Annotated in this window: 12 protein-coding genes, 2 pseudogenes and 1 riboswitch; of the genes and pseudogenes, 7 read left to right on the forward strand and 7 right to left on the reverse strand. The window is 60.6% G+C overall.

The genetic code is table 11. From position 1 onward, the window contains the following. The first annotated feature begins 63 nt into the window (after positions 1 to 63). The 3 genes and pseudogenes from ACSQ3Z_RS35490 (at position 64) to metE (ending at position 4,470) form a co-directional block, all read left to right on the forward strand. Positions 64 to 1,296 (forward strand): cytochrome P450 family protein, encoded by a 1,233-nt coding sequence (locus tag ACSQ3Z_RS35490; RefSeq protein WP_436175724.1) that lies wholly within the window; start codon positions 64 to 66, stop codon positions 1,294 to 1,296. Next, a pseudogene (locus tag ACSQ3Z_RS35495) lies at positions 1,263 to 1,549 on the forward strand (cytochrome P450); the annotation flags it as partial. The gene ACSQ3Z_RS35490 and the pseudogene ACSQ3Z_RS35495, both read left to right, overlap by 34 nt. 274 nt (positions 1,550 to 1,823) lie before the next feature. Beyond that, a riboswitch (cobalamin riboswitch) is annotated at positions 1,824 to 2,023 on the forward strand. 116 nt (positions 2,024 to 2,139) lie between these two features. Further along, positions 2,140 to 4,470, forward strand: coding sequence for a 5-methyltetrahydropteroyltriglutamate--homocysteine S-methyltransferase (gene metE, locus ACSQ3Z_RS35500; protein WP_436175785.1), 2,331 nt, complete (start codon positions 2,140 to 2,142; stop codon positions 4,468 to 4,470). 721 nt (positions 4,471 to 5,191) lie between these two features. On the opposite strand, the gene ACSQ3Z_RS35505 is transcribed toward metE, so the two are convergent. After that, positions 5,192 to 5,440 (reverse strand): DUF982 domain-containing protein, encoded by a 249-nt coding sequence (locus ACSQ3Z_RS35505; protein WP_436175725.1) that lies wholly within the window; start codon positions 5,438 to 5,440, stop codon positions 5,192 to 5,194. A gap of 271 nt (positions 5,441 to 5,711) precedes the next feature. After that, positions 5,712 to 6,014 carry a DUF982 domain-containing protein gene (locus tag ACSQ3Z_RS35510; RefSeq protein ID WP_436175726.1) on the reverse strand — a complete coding sequence of 101 codons (303 nt, stop codon included), beginning with the start codon at positions 6,012 to 6,014 and terminating at the stop codon, positions 5,712 to 5,714. 244 nt (positions 6,015 to 6,258) lie between these two features. Here ACSQ3Z_RS35510 and ACSQ3Z_RS35515 point away from each other — a divergent pair, with 244 nt between their 5' ends. Continuing rightward, positions 6,259 to 6,723 (forward strand): MucR family transcriptional regulator, encoded by a 465-nt coding sequence (locus ACSQ3Z_RS35515; protein ID WP_436175727.1) that lies wholly within the window; start codon positions 6,259 to 6,261, stop codon positions 6,721 to 6,723. 257 nt (positions 6,724 to 6,980) lie between these two features. Here ACSQ3Z_RS35515 and ACSQ3Z_RS35520 read toward each other — a convergent pair whose 3' ends face one another. The 4 genes from ACSQ3Z_RS35520 to glyA all read right to left on the reverse strand — a co-directional run bounded on the left by ACSQ3Z_RS35520 (position 6,981) and on the right by glyA (position 11,610). Next, positions 6,981 to 7,580: a cold-shock protein gene (locus ACSQ3Z_RS35520; RefSeq protein ID WP_436175728.1), complete on the reverse strand. Its 600-nt coding sequence runs from the start codon at positions 7,578 to 7,580 to the stop codon at positions 6,981 to 6,983. Between the two features lie 370 nt (positions 7,581 to 7,950). Continuing rightward, complete coding sequence (locus tag ACSQ3Z_RS35525; RefSeq protein ID WP_436175729.1) at positions 7,951 to 8,943, reverse strand: adenosine kinase; 993 nt, start codon at positions 8,941 to 8,943, stop codon at positions 7,951 to 7,953. Between the two features lie 99 nt (positions 8,944 to 9,042). Beyond that, on the reverse strand, positions 9,043 to 10,218 hold the full coding sequence (metK, locus tag ACSQ3Z_RS35530) for a methionine adenosyltransferase (RefSeq protein ID WP_436175730.1): 1,176 nt from the start codon (positions 10,216 to 10,218) through the stop codon (positions 9,043 to 9,045). A gap of 54 nt (positions 10,219 to 10,272) precedes the next feature. Next, positions 10,273 to 11,610: a serine hydroxymethyltransferase gene (glyA, locus tag ACSQ3Z_RS35535; protein ID WP_436175731.1), complete on the reverse strand. Its 1,338-nt coding sequence runs from the start codon at positions 11,608 to 11,610 to the stop codon at positions 10,273 to 10,275. A gap of 195 nt (positions 11,611 to 11,805) precedes the next feature. Here glyA and ACSQ3Z_RS35540 point away from each other — a divergent pair, with 195 nt between their 5' ends. The 3 genes and pseudogenes from ACSQ3Z_RS35540 to ACSQ3Z_RS35550 all read left to right on the forward strand — a co-directional run bounded on the left by ACSQ3Z_RS35540 (position 11,806) and on the right by ACSQ3Z_RS35550 (position 13,242). Then, complete coding sequence (locus tag ACSQ3Z_RS35540) at positions 11,806 to 12,132, forward strand: hypothetical protein (protein WP_436175732.1); 327 nt, start codon at positions 11,806 to 11,808, stop codon at positions 12,130 to 12,132. A gap of 147 nt (positions 12,133 to 12,279) precedes the next feature. Continuing rightward, positions 12,280 to 12,573, forward strand: a complete 294-nt coding sequence (locus tag ACSQ3Z_RS35545; protein WP_436175786.1) for a hypothetical protein — start codon at positions 12,280 to 12,282, stop codon at positions 12,571 to 12,573. 190 nt (positions 12,574 to 12,763) lie between these two features. Further along, positions 12,764 to 13,242: pseudogene (locus tag ACSQ3Z_RS35550) on the forward strand (aldehyde dehydrogenase family protein). Between the two features lie 400 nt (positions 13,243 to 13,642). Here ACSQ3Z_RS35550 and ACSQ3Z_RS35555 read toward each other — a convergent pair. After that, the gene (locus tag ACSQ3Z_RS35555) at positions 13,643 to 17,551 is read right to left on the reverse strand and encodes an ATP-binding protein (RefSeq protein ID WP_436175733.1); all 3,909 of its coding nucleotides are present in this window, start codon (positions 17,549 to 17,551) and stop codon (positions 13,643 to 13,645) included. Positions 17,552 to 18,235: the final 684 nt, after the last annotated feature.

An 18,235-nucleotide genomic window follows, 5' to 3' on the forward strand; every position in this document is an offset into this window, starting at 1 on the left:
GTCCGCGCGCGGATCATCCGTGCCGAGAAGTGGACCCGCGATGGTCTTGAAGGAGTTGTTGGCATGCGCGCAGAAAACGATCATTGCGACGTGATCGGTGTGCCGGCCGCTCCCACGCAACTTGATGATCTGTCTTCTGCGATTCTGCAGCAGGAAGGGATGGCGCGAGTGTCGCTGCCAGGCGATTTTGTGACCTGGGCGGCAGGCCGTCACCAGACGCTCAGGCGTATGCTTTCCGACCAGCGTTTCAACAAGGACTGGCGACAGTGGCGGGCGCTGCAGGACGGCGAGATTCCCGAGGATCATCCGCTGATCGGGATATGCAAAGTGGACAACATGACCACGGCGCACGGCGCCGATCACCGGCGCTTGCGCGGCCTGCTGTCCAGCAGCTTCGCGCCCAGTCGTATCGCCTTGCTGGCGCCACGGGTCGAACAATGCGTCGATCGACTCCTGGCCGAGATGGCGCAGCGCGGCGGCAGTGCAGATCTGATGTGCGAGTTCGCCGCTCCGCTGCCCACCAACGTGATCGCCGAACTGTTCGGTTTGCCGGACGAACAGCGCGAAGAGATCGTCGCGCTCACCTACAGCCTGGCCAACACCTCCGCCACAGCCGATGAGGTGCGACAGACGCGGCAGCGCATCCCGGAGTTCTTCCGTCGCCTGATCGCGCTCAAGCGGGGCCAGCTCGGCGATGATCTGGCTTCGGCCCTGATCGTCGCGCGTGACAATGGCGAGCTCGTTTCCGACACCGAGCTGATCGACATGCTGTTCATGGTGCTCTCTGCGGGCTTCGTGACCACCGCCGGCGTCATCGGCAATGGCGTACTGGCATTGCTGACGCATCCGCAGCAACTTCACCTGGTGCGCAGCGGCCAAGTTCCGTGGTCACAGGCGATCGAGGAGATCCTGCGCTGGGGCAGCTCAGCGGCCAATCTGCCGTTCCGCTATGCCACCCAGGACGTGGAGATCGACGGATGCATGGTCCGCCGCGGCGACGCCGTCCTGATGGCGTTCTATGCGGCGAACCGGGACGAAAAGGCCTTCGGTCCCGGCGCCGACAGATTCGATGTCACCCGGCGGCACAACGCGCACGTATCGTTCGGCGAGGGGCCGCATTCCTGCCTGGGCGCTCCGCTGGCGCGCCTGGAATTGTGCTGCGCCTTCCCCGCGCTGTTCGGGCGGCTGGAGGATCTGGCGCTGGCCATCGCCCCGGAGAACGTCGTCTACATGCCGTCTTACGTCATTCGCTGCCCGCAGCGCCTGCCGGTCACCTTCCGCCCTTCCGTCGCTTAGCGAGTGCGGCATGCACCCCAGATTTGGTGATTCTCGGTTCGCCGGGAGGCTGGTCTCGCACGAGGGGGGCGAGCATGCCCGGTTACGCACGATCGTGGCGCCGGCCTTCAGCGACCGCAGGGTGAAGCTGCTCGCGCAGCAGGTCGAGGCGATCGCCGCGCAGTTGTTCGGGACGCTGGCGGCCCGGCCCCAGCCCGCCCACCTGCGGCGCCACCTCTTCTTTCCGCTTGCGGCCATGGTCATCAGCGCGCTGGAATGCGCAAACACGCTGAGCGAAGCCGAGCGGGGAACAAATACCGGGATTCCCGGCGGACCGTGACGGCCTCGCCCCACTTTACGCTTTTGAGCCCGGCGACCTCGATCTGATCCGGCGTCGCCGATGGGGACAAGGACCTCTCCGAGCCTGCACTGATGAGAGGCGGCATCGTATGCGGCTTTGGGCGAAAGAGACCGATCAGCGCAAGGGCACTATTCGCATCATCACATAAACATCTCGTTATATGTATTGACAAGGAGCGAAGCGGCTGTAACTGTGCGCATGTCGTGGTTCTCCGCGCGGCACTGCCGTAGCGGAGCTAAGAGGGAAGCCGGTGCGATGCCGGCGCTGCCCCCGCAACTGTTAGCGGCGAGCCAAGCCCATTGGTGTCACTGAGGCGAACGGCCTCGGGAAGACGGGCAGAGGCTTTGACCCGCGAGCCAGGAGACCTGCCACGACGAACAACGTCCACGGGCGGGGTGTCTCGGTGGCCGCGGTAGCCTGGCTTCGTGCCGCCTACTCGTGCGTTCCTTGTCCCCACGCCCCAACCATCGGGGTATGGCATGACTGTCTCTCAACAAATTCCAGTGGCAACGCTCGGCGTGCCGCGTATCGGTCGACGGCGGGAACTCAAATTCGCGCTTGAAAGCTACTGGTCCGGAAAATCTCCCGCTGCCGACCTGCTCGCGACGGCGAAGGCGCTACGCGCCGCCAGCTGGAGGGAGCAGCACGATCGCGGCGTGTCGAAAATCCCGTCCAACGATTTCTCGCTTTATGACCATGTGCTCGACACCATCGCCATGGTCGGCGCCGTGCCGGCACGATACACCTGGACTGACGGCGAGGTCCCACTCGATACCTATTTCGCCATGGCGCGCGGCAACCAAGGTCAGGCCGCTGATTGTGGACATGCAGGTGACGAGCATGCGGCCAACGGGCATGGCCTTGCCGCGATGGAAATGACCAAATGGTTCGACACCAACTATCACTACATTGTGCCGGAACTTACGGACGATCAGAGCTTTGCCCTCTCGTCGGCGAAACCGGTCGATCATTTCCTCGAGGCCAAGGCGCTCGGCATCCACACGCGCCCGGTCCTGCTTGGACCGGTTACCTTTCTCAAGTTGGCGAAGTCACCTGAGGAAGGTTTCAACCCTATCGCGCTCCTGCCACGGCTGCTGCCCGTCTACGAGGAGCTCCTGCGGAGGCTGAAGCTCGCGGGAGCCGATTGGGTGCAGATCGATGAGCCGGCGCTCGTGGTCGATCTGGTTCCCAACGAACGGGATGCGCTCCAATTCGCCTACTGCCGGCTGTCAAAAGCAGCACCGGAGTTGAAGATCATGGTCGCTACCTATTTCGGATCGCTGGGAGACAATCTCGAGACCGCAATTTCTCTGCCCGTGGCGGGACTGCACGTCGATCTCGCGCGCGCTCCAGAGCAGTTGGAGCCCGTCGGCCGGCTCGCGCACAAGGACCTTGTGCTCTCGCTCGGACTGATCGACGGCCGCAACGTCTGGCGCGCGAACCTCCCTGCCATACTTGACCGCATCAAGCCGATCGTCGCCGGCTGGCCGTCGGACCGCGTGGAGATCGCCCCGTCCTGCTCGATGCTGCATGTGCCGATCGACCTGGACACGGAGACGGCACTCGATGCGGATGTGAAGTCGTGGCTCGCCTTCGCGGCGCAAAAGACCGGCGAGCTGGTCGTGCTCGCCCGTGCCCTGGCCGAAGGCCGGGACGCGGTCGCCGCCGAACTGGAGGCGTCGGCTGAGGCTGCCGCCGTTCGCGCGACATCCGCGAAGGTGCATGATCCGCTCGTCGAAGTCCGGGTCGCCAGCATCAAGGTCGGCATGACGCGCCGGAAGAGCGCATTCGCCGTGCGCTCCAAGCTTCAGGCCGACACGTTTGGCTTGCCTTCCTTTCCCACCACGACGATCGGCTCCTTCCCGCAAACAGCCGAGGTTCGCAAGGCGCGGGCAGCCCATGCCAAAGGCGAACTGAGTTACGTCGACTATGAGGCGTTCCTGAAGAAAGAGATAGAAGCCGCCGTTCGCTGGCAAGAAGAGATCGGACTCGACGTGCTGGTCCACGGCGAATTCGAGCGCAACGATATGGTGCAGTATTTCGCTGAGCAGCTCCGCGGCTTCGCCTTCACGCAACACGGCTGGGTGCAGAGCTATGGCTCGCGCTTTGTGCGCCCGCCGATCATCATTGGCGATGTGTCGCGACAACAGCCGATGACGGTACACTGGTGGCGATATGCTCAGTCGCTGACGCCGAAGCCGGTGAAGGGCATGCTTACCGGCCCGGTGACGATCCTCAACTGGTCCTTCGTCCGAGACGACCTTCCGCGCTCAGCCGTCTGCCGCCAGGTCGCGCTCGCCATTCGCGATGAAGTGAGCGACCTCGAAAAGGCCGGCGCCAGGATGATCCAGATCGACGAAGCCGCACTGCGCGAGGGCTTGCCGCTGCGCGAGGCCGACTGGCAGGCCTATCTCGACTGGGCCGTCGAATGCTTCCGGCTGGCTTCAACGGCGGTCGGCGATGCGACCCAGATCCACACCCATATGTGCTACTCCGAGTTCGGCGATATCGTGGACGCGATTGCCGCAATGGATGCCGATGTGATCTCCATTGAAACCTCGCGCTCGCAGATGGAACTGCTCGATACGCTCCGAAGCTTCAAGTATCCGAACGGGATCGGTCCTGGTGTCTATGACATTCACTCGCCGCGGGTCCCGGAAGTGGGGGAGATTTCCAACCTCATCATGCTTGCGCGCGAGCGATTGCTGGATGGCCAACTGTGGGTGAATCCCGACTGCGGTCTCAAGACGCGCAGATGGGAGGAGGTCCGCCCTGCCCTGATGAACATGGTGGCTGCAGCACGCGCAATTCGGGAAAAAGCGCAGACCGCGTAGGGCTCGGTGCCCCTCGCCGGCGGTGAGCGGCAACGCCACACACCGGGCGATCTTGGGGTGAGTCCATCCGGCGCACCCAAGGCAATCGAGCTGCCCGCGAAAGCGCCTCGGCAACCTTGGCCTGGCCGAGGCCCTTGTCATGGCGCGTCGAAGTCAGCTGTTCCAGAGGCCGCCGTTGGCGGGTGATCGAAGGAGGCTTGGGCCCCAAATGAGCCGGCCAGAAACTAGACGGCTCACCGCCAGCCAGTTTCGGATTATTCCGTATTGGGATCATCCAGTGTCACTATCGTCTCCCCGACCTTGGTCGCCGAACCCCCCGGTCCCGACCATCGGGAGAAGCATCAGCGATCACGCGGCGCCGGTCCGCGGAGCGTGTTCCGGGATATCGGATGCAGGGCCAAGCTGGGGGAAGGTTGATACGGTACTTCCGGAGACTGTTGAAGCGGCATCGACGCTCCGCCATCTGCACCGGGCCAATTGCCGCTCGATGGCTCTGTCTGCCTCTGGCTTCAATCACGATCACCGCGACGGCGAAGCCGAGCGGCCGCAGCTGGCAGGCGGACCCCTTGTGTTTTGATGGTCAAGATCCGGCGCCGGACCAGGAAAGCCGTCGCGGAAATTGCGGGGTTGGCTCGCTCCTGGCCGATGCCGGCAGGGGTGTTCGGACCGCGTTCAATAGCGATGTGCAGACGGCCGAAATTCACGAGCGGCGTCCCAAATCTCAATCACTGCGCAGAATGCGTGCTTCGAGTGCGGCTGCGACGAAAGCTCGTCGAGCGGTTGGTGGATGGGTCTTACCGCGTAAAACCTGCAGACAGGCGTCCATCGCTATTCTGCGTTTATCGGTCTCATGATGCAGATCCCGGAGCAAGATAGCGGCCGCGTCGTTGACGTCGAACACGATACGCTCCGAGCCGCGGCGGCTAAGCTGAACAACGACTGGTCTCTCAAATCTGGTCAACCCGGTCATCCCCCTCCCCCACAGCCACTATGCGGCAAACAGCCCGGATCGCATTTTTTTATTCAGCCGAACGCGACCGCTGCATCTGCGCCACTGAGCCTGGCCATTGGCGAGCAAGCGATCGCCATGAGCTGCGTCTGGCCATGGTCAGCTTGCTTGCGATCTGCGGATTTGCAGTCGGTGGTGAGGAACTGCTTCTCATTCGCGTGGTCTAGCTGTGAAACCTGGACATAGTGCACTGTTTGACGCGCCTCGCCAGTCTCAAACTCGTCGTCGAAGTCTACACCTGCACTTTTCCACTGCCCGATCTGCAGGCGGCGATCCACTGCATGGCGGAGGTTGGATCTTCCAATATGGCGACGCGCTTCGCAAAGCCGAAAAACGCATTGCGCGCCGTGCTTACCGGCTTGCGCCTATCGTATGCATCGTAGCATGCCCTCAGGGCGGCTTCGTGAATCAGGTCTCTGCGATCTTCCGGCCATTCATTGAGAAAATCGATTGCATCCGCAAGGCCGGCAATCTCCTGGATGATGTGGGTTGCGCGCTTCACAAAAAGCGGGCTGCTGAAAGCCTCAGCGTTCATTGGTTTCTCCCAACTTTCTAAATAGCCAATCTGCGGTGAAGAGGCGCCGCATCGGCACGGTGACCCTGACACATTGTGTTGTCAGGGCGATGACGGTTCAAGAGGAAGATCCGCGCCTGCGGCCGGGTGTGTATCGATCCGCCAACACATCATGCAATGGCTTGGTTGCCATCAAAGGCGGTCGTCACTATTAAGCTATGAAGTGATTCTTCACCGCCTAGCCTAAGCCCGCAGGAGCGTTTTCATGACCGAAGAAACCGAGAGCAAAGCCGACAACCTCATCGAACTCACCGCCCATGTCGTCTCAGCCTATGTTTCGAACAATCCGGTTCCCGTCGGTGAACTGCCTGAGCTTATCGGCCAGATCCATATCGCATTGAAAGGCACGGCTGGTGGTGCCGCACCAGAAAAGTCGGAAGCTCTCAAGCCTGCCGTACCGATCAGAAAATCGGTTACACCCGATTATATTGTCAGCCTTGAGGACGGTAAGAAGTTCAAGTCGCTCAAGCGTCACCTGGCTACCCACTATGGCCTTACGCCCGACGAATATCGCGCAAAATGGGAGCTGCCGGCGGACTATCCCATGGTGGCGCCGAACTACGCTGCGGCGCGCTCGGCATTGGCCAAGACCATGGGTCTGGGCCGCAAGCCGAAGGAACCGGAAACGCCGGCACCTGCCAAGCGTGCCCGCAAGAAAGCGGCAGCCTGACCGCAGTTTTTCAGGATGGGCTAAGCGGATCAGGCATCATTTCGCAGTCGCGAGATAAAATTTGTGCGTTGCAATATCCGCGGCGATCGGTATGATCATGGTGTCGGCCATCTACTCCTCCCAGATGTGGTGCCGACGCTGAATGGGGCGCACCTCCTCCCGCGTCTCATTCTAAATCGAGCCCGCTGCCACCTCCTCCCGGTAGCGGGCTTTTTCTTTGTCTGAGGCGCGATTTCGGTAGGGCCGACGCATTGGCTCTAAGCGAGGCGAATGCTCCGAACTTCCGGGCCTTTCTTGCCCTGTCCGCATTGGACAAACACCTTCTGACCCTCCATCAGCATGCTCAGTCCTGAGCGGGTCAGCGCGGTGGCATGAACAAAGATGTCCTTCTCACCGTTTTCAGGAGCAATGAAGCCGAAGCCCTTTTGGGGATTGTACCACTTGACCGTGCCCTCGCACTCCAACTGGGCACTCGTCCCGGCGGCGGGATCTCCAGCGCAACGCGTATGGACTTGAGGTTTCGCGGTCTGATCGCCGACCTCCAGCACTTGCGTGACCTGATGACCTCTTGGACTTTCTTCCGTTGTGACCTTGAGACGCGTTCCCTCGGAAACACCGCGGCTCCCGGTCGCCTCCAGCACCCGGATGTGCAGATAGGCCTGGGTGCCCTCCGGCAGTTTGACAAAGCCAAAACCCTTGCTGGTGTTGAACCACACCACTTCGGCGTCGACAGGGTCTGCGGTTACGATCGACGAACGCTGAAAGTAGCTTGGCTCGGAAGATCGTTCGGAAAAAGAAACCGCGTCATCGTCATGACGATGCCGGCGTGGCTCACGATGGTCCTTATATTTGCCCATGATCGTCCGACTGGCTTGAACAACGCACTGCGCTCCCGGCAGGTAATCTCAATCAGGCGATGCATTGATGTCAATTCACCAGTAGGCCGCTTACCCGCTCGATCGCATCACGATCCCGGCCGACCTGTTGCCACACGAGGTCGATGATGGCGGTGAGCAATATATGCCGCAGGTCGAGCAGCTGATCCGAACGCGTTCCCTATATCGCACGGCAAAAGGGTCGCGCTGAAGGGCGGCACCGCCAACCGTTTCGATCGTGACACGCCGCGGGCTGCCGCCTCACGCGGATGCGCATCCGACATTTCGATTTATGCGCCCTTCCCCGCACAGTCCGCAGGAGGGGAGAGACGCTCGTCGTTGAATCGCCCGGCTAGATCAACCCCGCCTGCTCGGCCTCGCGGCGCAAATTCTGCCGTGGCCTTGGGCCGATCTGCTGGATGACCAGCCCTGCCGCCAGCGAGCCGAGGTCGCCGCAATCCTTGAGCCTGCGTCCCGCCGTGTAGCCATAGAGGAAGCCGGCGGCGTAGAGGTCGCCGGCGCCGGTCGTGTCGATCAGTTCCTTGATGGCGGCCGCCTGGATGACCACGGTCTCGTCGCCGCGCACGATCACAGAGCCTTTTTCGGAGCGGGTGACGGCGGCGATCTTGCAGTCCTTGCGGATAGCCTCCAGCGCATCTTCGAAGGCCGATGTCTGGTAGAGCGACTTGATCTCATGGCTGTTGGCAAAGACGATGTCGACCGTGCCCGATCGCATCAGCTCGAGGAACTCGTCGCGATAGCGGTCGACGCAGAACGAATCCGACAATGTCATTGACACTTCGCGGCCGGCGGCATGCGCCAGCTGCGCGGTTTGCCGGATCGCCTCCTTGGCGCGCGGCGGGTCCCACAGATAGCCTTCGAAATAGGTGACCTTGGCCGCGGCGGCCTTGTCGGCTTCGACATCCTCAGGGCCAAGCTCGACGCAGGCGCCGAGATAGGTGTTCATCGAGCGCTCGCCATCCGGCGTGACGAAGATCATCGAGCGTGCCGTCGGCGGCTCGCCCTTGAGCGGCTTGGTGTCGAAGGCGACGCCCTGCGCATGGATGTCGTGCGCGTAGATCTCGCCGAGCGCATCGTTCGAAACCTTGCCGAAAAAGGCGGCACGGCCGCCGAAGCTGGCGACGCCGGCCGCCGTGTTGCCGGCGCTGCCGCCGGACGCCTCGATCGCCGGACCCATGCGGCTGTAGAGAAGTTCGGCTCGATGGGTGTCGATGAGGTTCATCGCGCCCTTGATGATGCCGTTGGTCTCGAGGAATTCCTCGTCGCACTGGGCGATGATGTCGACAATGGCATTGCCGATGCAAAGCACGTCATAGTCCGGCATCAATGTCTCCGCCAAAAACCAACGGCTTGCTGCTGTGCCGGCCGAGCGTGGGTCTAGCGAGTTGAAAAGCGTTGGCGCATGCGCTTGATCCAGCGGCCCTCACGCAGCTGCCGGTCCTGCTTCACGCAGCAAGTCGTCGGCTCTGTCCGTCTTCTCCCAGGTGAACTCAGGCTCTTCACGGCCGAAGTGTCCGTATGTCGCCGTCTTGCGGTATATCGGGCGTAAGAGATCAAGCATCTTGATGATGCCTTTCGGTCGGAGATCGAAAAGCTCAAGAACAAGGCACTCGATCCTTTTTTCCTCGATTCTTGCGGTTCCGAAGGTGTTGACCATCACAGAAACCGGACTGGCCACGCCGATCGCGTAGGCAAGCTGAACCTCGCAGACCTCCGCAAGTCCGCTGGCAACGATATTCTTCGCGACATACCGGGCGGCATAGGCCGCCGAGCGGTCAACCTTGGATGGGTCCTTGCCCGAAAAGGCGCCGCCGCCGTGACGCCCCGTTCCACCGTAAGAATCGACAATGATCTTGCGTCCAGTGAGGCCGCAGTCGCCGGCAGGCCCACCGACGACGAACCGCCCTGTTGGGTTGACCAGAAATCTGATCTCCGAAGTATCCAGATGGGTTGGCAGGACCGGTTTTATGATCTCCTCAATGACGCCTTCGCGGACTGTATCTTGGGAGACCGCCTCGTCATGCTGCGTTGATAGGACTATAGTGTCCAGCGCCACCGGGCGGAGACCCTCGTAGCGTACGGACACTTGAGATTTCACGTCCGGGCGCAGCCAGCCAAGCTGTCCCGTTTTCCGGACCTCTGCCTGTCTTTTCGTCAAGTGGTGAGCGAGTTGGATCGGCAAGGGCATCAATGTATCCGTCTCGTTGCATGCGAATCCAAACATTAGCCCCTGATCCCCCGCCCCCTGCTCGAGATCCTGCCCTCGTCCTTCATCAACGCCCTGGCTTATGTCGGGGGACTGCTCGGAGAGAGCGAGAACGACGGCGCAACGTCGACCATCAAAGCCGATGGCATCGTCGTCGTAGCCAATATCGAGGATCGTATCGCGGGCAACTTGGCTGTAATCGATCTCCGCGTGGCTGGTGATCTCGCCAGCCAGAACGACCATCCCTGTCTTCACCAACGTTTCACAGGCGACGCGCGCCTTCGGGTCGGTGCGGAGGATCGCATCGAGGATGGCATCGGAGATGTTGTCTGCCATCTTATCGGGGTGTCCCGCGCCGACGGATTCGGAAGAGAACACGAACTGCCTGGTCATGGAACGTCCTCGCTGCAAGTGTTGGAAGGTGGGGAGTTTCTGGATTGAGGTGGCTCACCGGTCGGGGATGCCGGGGACGTCGAACGCAGTGCAGAAGTTAGCAACGTCTCTTCGTACGCTCGCATGAACTTCTGGGTCGTCGGGCTGGCGGCAGACCAAATCAATAAAAGCGGCGATCTGCACCATTTCCCCTTCACGCATGCCCATGGACGTCACTGCCGGCGACCCCAAGCGGATTCCGCTTGTGACCGTCGGGTCGCGCGGGTCGCCCGGCACCATATTAAAGTTCGTAATGATGCCTGCCCTTGCCAGGCGCTCGGCATAGGCTTTGCCTGATAGCGGCTGGTCCCGAAGATCAAGGATCAGCATGTGATTGTCAGTCCCGCCGGTGACCAGATCATAACCACGACCCAGAAGCGCCTCGGCCAGCGCCTTGGCATTCTTGACGATCTGGTGACCGTAGGTGCGGAAAGAGGGGGTCGCGGCTTCCTGCAAAGCAACAGCGAGCGCGGCGATGATATTCATGTGCGGCCCACCTTGCAGTTGAGGAAACACCGCGCGATCAATCCGTTTGGCGAGATTGTGTTTGCTCGTGGGATGATAGAGCGCCTGATAACGATCTTCATTCTTCGACAAAATAAAGCCTCCACGGGGGCCGCGGATCGACTTGTGAGATGTGCTGGTGACGACGTCGCAATGAATCACGGGATTCGGATGCGCTCCAGCGACAATCAGGCCGCTGATGTGGGCGATGTCGGCCACGAGATAAGAGTTCGCCTCCAGAGCGATTTCTGCCATTGCCGCGTAATCAAAGGCGCGCGGATAGGCAGTTCCGCCGACCCAAATCAGTTTCGGCCGTTCCCGCCTGGCTGTCTCGCGCAATCGGTCATAGTCAATTTGCTGCGTCTGTTCGTGCAGCCCATATGGGACGCGTTGATAATCATTGCCGGAAAAGTTGACGGACCAACCATGAGTCAGATGGCCGCCTTCAGGTAAAGGCAAGCCCATGACTTTGTCACCGGGGCTCAAAAGCGCACGATAGACAGCCTGGTTGGCTGGCGAGCCCGAATAAGGCTGGACGTTGGCGTGCTCACTGCCAAAGAGCGCTTTTAGGCGCTCGATCGCGAGGGTCTCAAGCTCATCGACGATCTCGTTTCCCGCGTAGTAGCGCGCACCCGGGTACCCTTCGGCATACTTGTTCGTGAATATAGAGCCGGTCGCTTCCAGTACGGCCGAAGAGGCAAAGTTCTCGGATGCGATGAGTTTGAGCGTTGTCCGCTCCTGCCGCTCCTGTCTTAGAAGCAGTTCGTGAACGCGGCAATCGACGTGGATCAAGGAAGACCGTCCGTATGTGCCGGGCTCTGCGATGGCTGCGTCAGCGGAGTTGTCCATGGTAGTCGCGCTCCATTGGCTTAATCTATTCCACGATCAAGCAGCAGTCCCCTTCGACCACGCGTCTTGTGCCGCCTCGAGCCGCTCCAGGTCGCGCTTATGATACCCATCGTCGTGGGGCAGGAGATCGACCAGGAATTGAACCAACCCTCCGTCCTTGCCTCCTGCATTGAGATGATATGAGCACCAAGGACCTTGTCGATTGCGGCAAAGAAAGTCAGCTCTGGCCAGCATCTGGACGTGTCGCGCAACGCGCTCCCGACGAAGATCGAGAATCTCCGCCAGTTCGCGGACAGCGAGGTCGGCATGTGCGCAAAGGCCCAGGATCCGAAGGCGATCAGGATGCGCTGCTGTCATCAGGCGATCGACAAGTATCTTCATTGGTCGGCACGACGCCAAATAGAAGAACCGAACCCTCGTCCTGCTGACTTTGTCATTTCGCGCTCTCCGCAGATGCTGTCCGGCGGCGGAACATTAAACGACACCAGGTTTCTGCCGCCACTGAACTTGAAACTGTGGTGATCGTACCACTGACGGCGAGTTGTGTCCGCAAAGTTTGCGTAAATTTCTTTGAAGGATCTGTTGCAACACCTAAACAAGAACGCAACGAGATCGGCGAGATGCTGGTAAGACGGCAAGCTGGAACTGCTCAAGAGTGAGGCGATCGGCATCACCTTTCCCCAAGGGGCAGTGCTAATTTTCATGGTGCACCTGATCCGCCATTTATTTGATTTCGTGTCACGGGAGGATCGCAAAGCCGTCGTGCCGACGCTCCGCGTAATGAAGGCTCTGGAGGACTTCGAGGCCGGCGACTGGGCCGGTGGTACCCAGCGATTATTCAGAGCTGGCTGCGACTGGCAGCGCGTCGCGCCGTTCTTCGTCTATCCGAGTGTGCGCAGCATACATCTACACGACGGATGCGTTTCGAAATGTCCGCGGCGCGTCGGCGCCATTTCCAAATAGCGCTTTATCCTGGTCAGCCAGGTCGCACCAAATTCAGGCTGGGAAATCCTGATACCACGATCCATAAGCATGTGACCGCGCCGGACAGCACGGCGAATGCGTACGCCGAAGAAGCCAATCGCATCAATGGCGAGACGATCCCCTCACCGTCGACAGACCGTCGCATGCTGGTGTTTAGCAGCCGAACGGTGTGGTCGGCACGATTACGCCGTGGAATTGCCCAGCGTCGAGGGTTGGCGCGCAAGATCTCGCCGGCCCTGGCCGCGGGCGGCTCAAACCTGCTGAACAGACGCCGCTCGTGGCAGGCGCAATGTTCGCCCTCGCGCACCGAGCCGGCTTTCCCGACGGCGTCATGAACCTGGTCTACGCGTCCGAAGGTGATGGCGTTGGCCGCGAACTCTGCTCCAATCCCACGGTCTGAAAAATCAGCTTCACAGGCTCGACCGAAGTTGGGCGGCTGCTCATGCGCAAGAACTCGGACCAGATCAAAAAGGTCAGCCTCGAGCTCGGCGGCAATGCGCCTTCATCGTCTTCGACGACGCCGAAATCGACGCTGCGGTTGACGGCGCGATTCAGGCGAATCTCCGCAACGCCGGCCAGACTCGTGTTTCAGCGAACCGCCTTTACGTCCAATCGAGCGTTCACGAGAGTTCGTCGAAAAATTCGTGAAGAAAGTGCGGCACTTGTAGCGATGGCTTCGCTCCGGGATCTACGGCCTCACCGCCTATTTCTATGCTACCTGAAGTGTGTCTGGCGAGTGGTCGAGGCATTGGAATATGGCATGGTTGGCAGCAACACGGGGCGTATTTCTTCGGAAGCTGCCCCTTTGGGCGGATTAAGCAGTCAGGCATCTATGTATGGGCGGCATCCGAAGCTTCGGCATGCGCGCTTCACAGACGGGTAACCCAGCGAGCGATCTTCGTAAGTATAAATTGTAACGATCGCTCCTCGATGAGGAGCTGAGGCGCGGCGCCGCGACCTGCCCCGGCGTGAGAGGGTTGATGGCCACCATCAAGCTCAGCGGCGGACGCTAACTGCGTCATTAATTGTGATCAGATATCGATTGCGGCTAGACATTGTAAAGCACGCCGACGATTTTCCGGGCACCAATGACCGACGGAATCCCATTTGCATCCCCTCCCACGGAAAGGACCTGTGACGATCCCATCCCGCCCACGCTCTCGAACAGCCTGAAATGGGAAAGGTCGCCGGGAAGCGCCGTCCCCACCCGCTTAAAAATGCTGGACCCGTCACTAAGGGCAAGAGCGACGAGTGCATCCTGGTGATGCCCGAGGGTATCGAGTTGGACGTGGTCTCCGCCGAGGACAACTTGCTTATCAAGCGCTAGCGGCACGGCACTTTCGTCGACCACGCGGAAGGCGATTGCGATCCGCTGCAACTCCCTATTGGCGTCGACTGCCACGGCCTCTTCAGGGCCGTGATCGACAGTCACCCTGTGGTCGAAAATGATCCCGATAACTTGGTGGATTGCCGTTTCTTCCTCGGCAAGAAAAACGCTTTTGGGGTTGCGGATGCGCGGGTCCGGCGCTTCGGCGGTGAGGCCGATCAATCCGCCACCATTCACGTTGCGAACTAACCGGCGCGCGTAAACGTCCTTACCGTGCCGAGCGATCACCAGCCGCCGGTCCGCGGAAGCCGTGGGGATGGACTTGACGATCGCAAGGCTGCCAGCGGGTGCGGCGAACCCGAAGTTGGCTCGCCTGAGATAGTATGCAACGCAGCTCTCAAGAACGCGGGGGTCGAGAATTTCCGGCTCGTCCTGGGTTTCCGCAGCCACCCGGTGCCTAGTAAAGGCCGCCAAATCGGGACAGATGATGACCCGGGGTGCAGCGAGCGAGGTAAAGTCGATCGCGGCCGGCGCCTCAAGCTTCTGCCTCGCTGTTGGTAAGTCCCGCCGGCGCCAGCGATAGCATTCTTCACGAATGTCCTCCGCAAGCTTGATCAGATCAACCAATGGGCCAGCGCATTGAGCGACCTCACCAGCCGTGATGTCTTGGCGACGCCCGTGGTGGGCCTTGTTCATCAAGGTCACCACCGGGGAGTTGTCACCCAGCGCAGGGTGTTCGGCGAACCGCCTGAAAATTTCTGCACCAAACATCCCGGCCGACCCGGCCCGCACCAAGGGGCGTATGCGCTGCACGAAATCGGCGAGCGTGGGATTCGGTGTTGCCTTGGCCCAGGATGAATGGGCCGGATCGTCGAACATGTCACCAAGCTGCGCCTCGAGGAACACCCGACATCCATCGGCGAAATCGCGTGCGGGCTCTTCTTCATTTGGGTCGGCGTCGAAGCGCTTCTTGCGCTCAAGCAGGACGGAATGGGGCACGATCGTCCTGACACGGGGCTGCAACCGCGTCGCGGGGTGCACTGCAAGGTGCTCAACTCCACCCGGAAGCTGGATTTTGGCAACCCGGCCGCTGAAGCGAGGATCATAGGACGTAACTAGCACCTGCGCGCCCCCACTCGCCAATTTTCCAAGCGCGGCCGCCAGCCGCTCCCGGTTTTCGTCGTCAAGTAGTTCCTGGGGATCGTCAAGCACGAGGGTAGTCAAGCCACCGCGCTCCTTCAGCACGTGCTGCCAGAAGGCGAAAAAGAACGCGACCAAACTCGCGCGCAGGGCCGACGCGTTTGTGACATGTTGGGCTGGGGCTGCCACGCCTCCTGTTTGGACAACGAGGTCCAATTCCCCTTTGCGGCCCATACCGGTATCGATGAGTCGGTGAGCCGTATCGGGAAATGCGCCGAGATAGATCAGATCACGCCAAGCGGCGGCATCCGTTCGAAGAATTTTGCGAAGCTGGTCGACTTGCTGGTCAGCCAGCGTCCCCAAATCAGCGAGTCGACCGAGCGCCGTGCTTGCCGTCGCGTAGTTGCCGAGCCGGGCTTCGGCCGCCCGGCGCGTCGCCAAGTGCTGTGAAAGCCGCGCACACTGGGTCAACGCGTCTGAGATCGGCTCGGCCGCTTTCACGATGTTTTGGAGTTCTAACAGCTTCCCCGTGAGGGTCAGTTTCTCTGTATGCTCCCCTTCCTTGGGCTTGCGCCCGAGCACGCGGGTAAGGACATCCTTTGCTAAGGCATCGTTATTCTGGCGCCAGTGGGCAAAGCGGATCGCTCGGTCAAGGCGCTCCAAGGCTAGTTGAAGGTCGCCACACCCTGCTGGCAACGCGATGGCAAGGGGATCATCCAACTCCGCGCGGTTCTGGAATATGGCATCGATGCTTAGGGCCGTTGAGGATTTCAATTCGCCAAGAATGCCTGCGAACGGTGCGAACGAAAAAGCCTCGTCAACGAGCGCTTTTCGCAGAAGGTCGCACGGATGCGACGGCAAGTCGGCGACCAACTCAGTGCGAATGGCCTCGGGTAACGAGCGCAACAGATCGCCATGGGCATTTGCCGCCCAATGGGCAAGGGTTTGCGACAAGAGGTCAGCATCGGAAGCAGACCCGGCTAGGTGCTGTTTGACCGGTTGGCCCGTAACAGGGTCAACGGCATGGGAATGATCGCCACCACAGACGACGCACCGGTTTTGGTCGCGTGCAGGGTCCGGATGATTGGCCATCCAGGCCTTGATCCGTGCATACAAGCGCGTGCGCGCTGCGCTCGACGGATTTTGCGCCAGCTCCTGCAGGGTGCGTGCTTCCGACAGAATGACAGTTAGCCTATTTTCGGCGTCGGTAAGCTCGTCCGGCGTCAGTTTGCGGAGCTCGGCGAGCCGTGCGATCGACTCCAACGTTTGAGGCTGACTGATACGCTCGAGCGCCCGACCGATATTCTCTTCCAGGTCCGATCGCAGTTTTGCATCGGCGGGGTCAAAACGCCCGCCAAGGATCTCTTTCGCGGACTCAAACGCGCATGCCTTCGCGTCCTCGAAGTGCGCCTTGATGGTCTTAAGCTTTTCCTCAATGGTCTTGTCGTCCGACGGGACTGGCACCGGCGTCGGCGGCTCTAGCATAGCATGCGTCCGCAAGATCTTTTCGAGGTCGTCTTTAGCAATGTTGTAGTCGGCGTCCGCCTTATCGCGTTCGCCGCGCTTGGCCTTGACGAGATCTTTGTCGATCTTGGTTTTCGCGCGACGCGAATGTGCAGCAAGGTCCACGAGCGCTGACAGCCCTGTAAGCTCGGACACTGCGCGTCCCAGTTCCGACTCAGATCCCAACTGAATGAGTGGGAGTAAGCCCGGCATGACGGTGCCGATGCGAAGTGCGATGGGATCGACCCCAAGCGGCGTTAGATCGGGCGGCAACTCCTTCAGCTTGCCCTGAGGCGAGCGCGTCATGCTGCGGCGGATGGGGGGAAGCTGCATTCCGCCATCTTCAACGAAGGTCAGTTCAACCCATGTATCAGCTGGAACCCAGTCTTTGTCGGGTCGGTACTGATCCAGGAGTGGCATGGGTGTCAGCGACGACATTTTGTGCGTTGTCAGCTCGTCCTCGTCATTGCCTATCCAGCAATTGAAGTCCTCCGGGCTTTCAGGTTCGCGCTGGGGCCGAAGCATCTGACCTGTGAGCGTCCAGATGACGGCATTGAGCAGCGACGTTTTGCCGGATCCGTTCCGCCCTTCAAAGAGCGTGATTGGGCACGAAAACTCATGGACATATTTCTCCGGGGCCGCATCCGGTGTGCCAAACTTATGCAGGCCGGCGAACCGGTGGGCCTCCAGCCTCTTCAGCCGAAGTCGCCTGTTGTTCGCGTTCGCGGGCCGCGATGGCAAGGCCTTCACAGCGGGCGGCGGTTGGGAAATCGCGTCTACGAGTTCTTCCGCATGCAGAGACCGGACATCAGCAATCCAAGCCGCCGGGCCACGATTTTGATACCATCCCAACGCGCTACGCGTTGCAGCATCAGGCAGGGAAAAGGTGCGCGCGCCCTCAATGAGTACTGGCTCGCCTGCGATTAGATCGGCAACTAACGAGTCAATGGTGTGCAAATGCAGCGCACGAGCATTCGATCCATCCATGTTTACGTCTGTCCATTGTTTCGCCTGAGACATCGTTCACCAAAGGCAGCATGCTCTGTCTCGGCCACACCGCGCAGTCATCAGCAGTTCTTCTTTTGAGTTATCTGGGACAGTCGCCCCCAGTATCCTTGTTGCGATATCCGTCTTCGCATGATGTATAATCATTGATGCCTTGCATGGAGATCGGCTCAATGCCCGTACGACGACATATAGTAGTCCCAGCTGGACCGGGTTCCGCAATAACCGCACTATCGTCGCAGGAAATCGGCGTTTTCACGCCGTCTGCGCACAAGACCGCAATATCTGGTGAGAGGTGGGAACATCCTGCTCTGCGGTCGCGCGGGGGAACTGCCGAGGTGCACGTTGCGTCGAGGCGTGCGCGACGGCGCCATTGATGGGGACGCGAGATCACGAAGTGCGGCGTGAAGTTCCCTCGTGGTGCTAACCGTTCATGTGAAGCCGTTCGCCAAACATCAGAAGAATGACGCGGCTGACGTCGTAGCTATAGTCTAGGCCGCTATCCGGCCTGCGATGCGGTTTGTAATACCGAAGAGGCCCGCGCTCGACAAAACCGGTCGCCTGATCGAAAAGGCTGCCCCTGAGATCGCGCTCGCCCGGTGCCTGCTAAGTCTCTCGGATGGTCCATCGGCCCGATCCTCTTCAGCGGGACATTGCGCCGACGGA

This window comes from Mesorhizobium sp. LjNodule214, from assembly GCF_964252735.1.
In the GTDB taxonomy this organism is placed as follows: Bacteria; Pseudomonadota; Alphaproteobacteria; order Rhizobiales; family Rhizobiaceae; genus Mesorhizobium.